This window comes from Companilactobacillus halodurans (assembly GCF_009600985.1).
Classification (GTDB): Bacteria; Bacillota; Bacilli; order Lactobacillales; family Lactobacillaceae; genus Companilactobacillus; species Companilactobacillus halodurans.
Genome location: NZ_VDFP01000227.1, coordinates 1 through 1,130 on the forward strand (window position 1 = coordinate 1; position 1,130 = coordinate 1,130).

Genomic DNA, 1,130 nt, shown 5'->3' on the forward strand with positions numbered 1-1,130 from the left:
TATTTTTGTGAATGGTTGAATCTTCATGCTACATTGAAAGGATTCCCTAGGAATAACCGGTGTTCAATGTAGCATGGATTACTAGTTAATGTATTTAAGTTCTTTAGATGTATGAGTGAATGGTTCACAACCATCCTCTGTAATGTAAACACAATCTTCGATTCTAACTCCGGCAACATTTGGAATGTAAATTCCCGGTTCAATTGAGAAGCACATACCAGGTTTCAAAACCATATCATTACCTTCCATAATTGATGGAAATTCATGTTCTGAAGTTCCCATACCATGACCTAATCTGTGAATGAAGTATTCTTCATAACCAGCCTTGTCGATAATGTCACGAGCAACTTTATCCAATTCAGCGGCCGTGATACCTGGCTTAGCGGCATCCATGGCTGCGTATTGAGCTTCAAGGTCAACCTTGTAGATATCAAGTGACTTATCATCAGGCTGTCCAAAAGCTACAGTTCTAGAAGCATCACTGATATAACCATTATGAACAGTACCTAAGTCGAACAATACTAGTTCATCTTTCTTCAATGGAATTTTTTCAGGACAACCATGTGGATTAGCAGCATTAGCACCAGCTTGGACAATTGTGTCAAAACTCATGTGCATGACACCTTTTTTCATCATGGCATATTCAATTTCAGCCACAACCTCTTGCTCTGTTCGACCTTCCTTGATAGCGTTAAAGGCTACGGAAAAGGCGTAGTCAGCTTCAGCACCAGCAGCCTTTAACTGTTCAATTTCTTCATCAGTTTTGATTAACTTGGCATTTTCCATGTAACGAGATAGGTTATTAGGAAATTGAGCATCTGGAAATTGGTTCTTAAGGGCTTCAAGCTTTTGAACAGACATGTCGTCTTTTTCAATAGCCCATTTTTTAGGCGCACCAGCAACATCTTGAATGTGACCAGCCATCAAAGCAAATGGATCTTCATGGTCGAGATAACCAAAAACATCTTTATCCCAGCCAGCATCCTTAGCAGCTTCGACCTCTAATTGAGGTGCAAAGAGGAATGGATCTTTGTCAGGGAAAACGAGAAGGGCAAGAATACGCTCTACCGGATCACTGTAAAATCCAGTAAAATAGTTAATATCGGTTGGATTTGAGACATATGCGGCAT

At 40.0% G+C, this 1,130-nt stretch carries 1 protein-coding gene; it reads right to left on the bottom strand.

Annotated features, from left to right (window positions below; translation table 11 throughout):
• Nucleotides 1–81 precede the first annotated feature (81 nt).
• On the bottom strand, nt 82–1,130 hold a 1,049-nt coding region (locus tag FHL06_RS13815), incomplete at its 5' end, for a M24 family metallopeptidase (protein ID WP_153387228.1).